This is a genomic window from Sphingomonas silueang (genome assembly GCF_040049155.1).
GTDB lineage: Bacteria > Pseudomonadota > Alphaproteobacteria > Sphingomonadales > Sphingomonadaceae > Sphingomonas > Sphingomonas silueang.
The window spans coordinates 1-4,770 of the sequence record NZ_JBDZDK010000071.1; the positions used below are offsets into that span (position 1 = coordinate 1).

At 67.0% G+C, this 4,770-nt stretch carries 3 protein-coding genes; 1 reads left to right on the plus strand and 2 read right to left on the minus strand.

Annotation, left to right across the window (positions count from 1 at the left end):
* Window positions 1-147: 147 nt before the first annotated feature.
* Window positions 148-972, minus strand: a complete 825-nt coding sequence (locus ABLE43_RS23005) for a hypothetical protein (RefSeq protein ID WP_126014483.1) — start codon at window positions 970-972, stop codon at window positions 148-150.
* A gap of 20 nt (window positions 973-992) precedes the next feature.
* On the minus strand, window positions 993-1,574 hold the full coding sequence (locus ABLE43_RS23010) for a recombinase family protein (protein WP_007406331.1): 582 nt from the start codon (window positions 1,572-1,574) through the stop codon (window positions 993-995).
* Between the two features lie 164 nt (window positions 1,575-1,738).
* Between ABLE43_RS23010 and ABLE43_RS23015 the strand changes: the two genes are divergently transcribed.
* A complete protein-coding gene (locus tag ABLE43_RS23015; protein ID WP_018250482.1) occupies window positions 1,739-4,705 on the plus strand; it encodes a Tn3 family transposase in 2,967 nt (988 codons plus the stop codon).
* Window positions 4,706-4,770 lie beyond the last annotated feature (65 nt).

The window sequence follows — 4,770 nt, forward strand, 5'->3', positions numbered from 1 at the left end:
GGGGGCACCTCAAGGTTTGTCATATGGACAGCGGCAGTCGGAACAAATGGTCAACAAAAGCCTGAGCGTTGCCGCAAAGTATATTAAGTTTCGTGGGTTTGTGAGGTTGGACGAGTTGGAAGTTACCGGATCACCTCTCGTGATGTTTCACCCGCGGAGCTCGTAGTAGACGATCTGCCATCCATTCTTGGGACCGCGCCACTGGGTGATCTGAAAGCTATGGGCTTGTGCAGACCCGTCCAGGACGCGGCTACTCCACCGTAGCGTTTCATCGTAACTGCTTCCGGACGATAACGCACCCGCTATGCGCCGAATGGGCAGCTTGGCGGGGAGCCTGCGGATGCGTCGGCCATCGTTGCCGACAAAGATAACGTCTTCGGCCACGCTTCGTCTTGGAACAGCCAACCAGTCGACCTGTTTGCCGGCCTGCTCCTGTCGCAAAACAGACGCGATCTCTTTCGCATCGCTAACGGCTTGGATTTGGAGCTGTTCATTGGTGAGTTTTGCCGAGCACTCAGGTTCGATCGCTTGTAAACTTTCTGCCGCTAATGCCTTCGATCCATCCCGACGATAGTCGTCGATTTCCCAGCGCCACCCCTCAGCACTGTTCCGCCAAAGCGTCTTATATGATCCAACTCGATTTCCGCCATCGTACAGCCCGCCGATAACAACTGCCGACCCGCTCGGATCACAGGACGGAAAGACAAGTTCGGGTCTGCGCTCGGCATGGCTCTCGACACTCATCATTGTGAGCCACCACCTTCGGCTACTCTCGGCTGCTTGCAACATGCTGGCCACAGATGGAGAGCGCGCGGTTTCGGGCGCATGTTGTATTGGCCAGGGGTCGCTTTGTGGACCGAAACTGCGTGCCGCTGCCTGACGGCCACTGGCAAGTACAGCTTCCGAGTAGGCCCGCTCCGCCTCCAGCGCGGAATTCGGCGAACTTGCCGCTAGTAGAAGCGCGAAGATCATGGCGAAATCCTACTCCTCAATCAACGTGTCGAGCGATGTACGGGCATCTGCGCCGGATGGTTGAGCGCCCGATAGAGCGTGGCATGATGACACTTCAGCAGCTTCGCCGCTTCGCGCACCGATGTGCCTTCGCCGACGAGACGCTGTCCGAGCGCGATCTGGTCCGGAGTGAGCTTGGGCTTACGCCCGAACTTCACGCCGCGCGCCATGGCTGCCGCGCGGCCGGAACTGGTACGCTGGTGGATCAGCTCGCGCTCGAACTCCGCGATGCCGGCGAACACGGTGAGCACCATGCGTCCCGCAGGCGTGGTCGTGTCGGCCCAGGGCTCGGCGAGCGAGCGCAGCCCCGCTCCCGCCTCGTTCAGCTTCTCGGCGATGTCGAGCAGGTCGCGCGTCGAACGCGCTAGGCGATCGAGCCGGGTGACCACAACCACGTCGTCGTCGCGCAGCTGCTCCAGCATCCGGTCGAGTTCCGGTCGGGCGCGCTTGGCGCCGGACACCTTCTCCTCGAATGTCCGCCGGCATCCGGCCGCCTTCAGTGCCGTCTTTTGAAGCGTGAGATCCTGATCGTCGGTAGATACGCGCGCATAGCCGAGGAGCATGTCGCAGATGTGCATTGGAACACGGCTGATTAGCAACAGACATTTGCGACAGCGTCCGCCCTCGTGGCGTGACCGGTCAGGGCCGCTGTCGCGAAACTTGAGAGTTACGCGACACCTCGCACGTGTCGGCCATAAACTATACGCTCCCGGACAGGGGGTGATCGATGGCCAGACGCGATCTGTTAACGGGCGACGAACGCCGCGCGTTGTTCGGCGTGCCCCTCGACCATGCCTCGCTCGCCAAGCATTACACGGTTGCCGATGAGGACCGGCCACTGATCGAAGCGAAGCGCGGCGACGCCAACCGGCTCGGCTTCGCGCTGCACCTCGCCCTGCTGCGTCATCCCGGCTTCGGCATACGCCACGACGATGTCGTCCCCGATTTTCTGATCCGGCACCTGGCCGCGCAACTCGACATCGCGCCCACAGCGTTCGAGGGCTACGCGCATCGCGCCCAGACCCGGCTCGAACACGCCTGGGAGGCGATGGAGCGTTTGCGCCTGCGCGCGTTCGAGGCGGCCGACGTCCCCGGCGCGCTCGGCGCAGCCACCCGCGCGGCGGAAGCGACCGAACGGGGCAAGCCGATCGCCGCGGCAGTGCTGGGCCATTTGCGTGCTGCCCGGATCGTTCTGCCCGCGCCCGCCCGTATCGAGCGGATCGGGGTGGCGGGGCGCGCCATGGCGCGCCGCCTCGCGGCCGACACGCTGGTCGATGCGCTTGCTCCGGAGCAGGTGACGGGGCTGGATGCGTTGCTGATCGTGGACCAGGATCGCAGCACGACGCCGCTCGCGTGGCTGCGCGACACGTCGGACAGCCCGACCGCGCGCAATCTCGCCGGCATTCTCGCCCGGCTCGCGCACGTGCGCCGGCTCGGGCTCGACCCGGGCATGGCCGGCCGCATCCACGAGCACCGCTTCGAGCAGCTCGTGCGCGAAGGCCACGTCGCGCCCGCGTTCCTCCTGTCCGACTACTCGCTCCGCAGAAGGCGCGCGACACTCGCCGCAGCCGTCATCGACCTGGAAGCGCGGCTCGCGGACGCCGCGATCGAGATGTTCGGCAAGCAGACCGGCCTCCTGTTCGCCAGGGCCAGGGCCGCGCAGAAGCGCGGCATCGAGGCGACCACACGCGACGTGAACCGGCTCATGCGGCTGCTGGGCGCCACGGTCGGCGCACTCCGGGTCGCGCGCGAGGACGGGTTGGACGTCTGGGCGGCGCTCGACGACGGGGTGGGCTGGACGAGGCTTCTGGACGCCGAGAGCGAGGCGACCGCGATCGCCGACCTGACTCGCGACGAGCCGCTGATCCGCGCGGCGGGGCGCTACATGACGATGCGGCGCTACGCGCCCGCGTTTTTTGACGCGTTCCGGTTCAAGGCGGCAGGCTCGCGCGACGGCGTGCTCGGCGCGATCAAGGTCGTGCGCGCGCTGAACGCGACCGGGCGGCGAGACGTACCGGCCGATGCGCCCATGCCGTTTTCCAGAAAATGGAAGGCGGCGATCACCGAGGGCGGCGTCATCGACCGCCGTCGCTACGAAACCGCCACGGTCGCGACCGTGCGCGAGCGGCTCCAATCGGGCGACCTGTGGGTGGAGGGTACGCGCGAACACCTGCGCTTCGACAGCTATATGCTCCCGCCCGGCAAAGCGGCCGAGATCGCGCTCACGCTGCCGTTCGACACCGACGTCGGCCGCTACTTGGAGGGGCGCGCCAGGCTGCTCGACTGGCGGTTGCGCCGGTTCGCAGGCTCGCTGAAGCGCGGCACGCTCGACGGCGTGGAGCTGCGGGGCGGTAACCTCAGGGTCAGCCCGCTCGCGGCCGTAACGCCCGCTGCGGCCGACAGGCTGGACGCGGCCGTCGACCGGCTCATGCCCCGCGTGCGCATCACCGAGCTGCTCGCCGAGGTGGAAGCCCGCACCGGGTTCCTGTGCGCATTTCCGGAACTGCGCTCGGGCCGCGCCCACTCCAACCCGCAGGCCGTGCTCGCCGCGATCCTGGCAGACGCGACGAACCTCGGCATCGAGCGCATGGCCAACGCCAGCCAGGGCGTCACCTACGCCCAGCTCGCCTGGACGCATGGCTGGTACGTATCGGAAGAGAATTACGCGGCAGGGCTGCGCCATCTGGTGGACGCGCAAGCCGCGCTGCCGCTCACGCGCGTGTGGGGCGACGGCACCGCGTCGAGCTCGGACGGGCAGTTCTTCCGCTCGGGCAGGCGGGGCGCGGCCGGCAGCACCAACGCGCGCTACGACCGGGAGCCGGGGCAGAAGATCTACGCCCATGTCGCCGATACCTACGCGCCCTACCATGTCCGGCTGATCTCGGCGACCGCGGCGGAGGCGCCCTATGTGCTGGACGGGCTGGTCGCGCACGGCTGCGGCATCGAACCCGCGACCCACTATGCCGATACGGGCGGCGCGTCCGACCACGTGTTCGCGCTCGCGCACCTACTCGGCTTCCGGTTCGTGCCCCGCCTGCGCGATCTAGCCGATCGCCGGCTCGGCCTGTTCCCGGGCACGGCCCGCCCCGAGGCGCTCGCGAAGCTGATCGGGCGCCCGTTCAACATCGCTGCCATCCGCGAAAGCTGGGACGAGATCGTCCGGCTCGCCGCGTCCGTGAAGGCCGGCGTGGTGCTACCGTCGGTCATGCTGAAGAAGCTGGCCGCGTACCGTCGCCAGAACCGGCTCGACTTCGCGCTCCAGGAGCTGGGCCGGATCGAGCGCACCCTGTTCACGCTCGACTGGCTAGAATCCAGGGCGCTCCGCCAGCAGTGTCAGGCTGGGCTCAACAAGGGCGAGGCGCGTCACACGCTCGCCCAAGCCGTGTTCGTCCACAAACAGGGCCGCCTGCGCGATCCGCAGTTCGAGAACCAGGCGCTGAAAGCGTCCGGGCTGACGCTGGTCACCGCCGCGATCGTGTACTGGAACACGCTTTACATGGGCCGCGCCGTCGAGCATCTGCGCGCCAGCGGCGAGCCCGCGCCCGACGAGCTGCTCGCCCATGTAGCCCCGCTAGGCTGGCGACACATCAGCCTGACCGGCGATTACCTCTGGCAAAACGCCGCTGCCGAGCTCGATCAAGACGGCTACCGCGCACTCAACATCGCCGGCGGACCCGGAGCCAAGGTGGCCTGAGCCGCCCTGTTCGCTACCTGTTCAGCTTACCGCTGTCCGTGTCACAAACCTTGAGGTGCTCCCTA

Coding starts and splice junctions, on each gene's coding strand:
- ABLE43_RS23005 (WP_126014483.1), bottom strand. CDS start 972: ATGATCTTCGCGCTTCTACTAGCGGCAAGTTCGCCGAATTCCGCGCTG.
- ABLE43_RS23010 (WP_007406331.1), bottom strand. CDS start 1,574: ATGCTCCTCGGCTATGCGCGCGTATCTACCGACGATCAGGATCTCACG.
- ABLE43_RS23015 (WP_018250482.1), top strand. CDS start 1,739: ATGGCCAGACGCGATCTGTTAACGGGCGACGAACGCCGCGCGTTGTTC.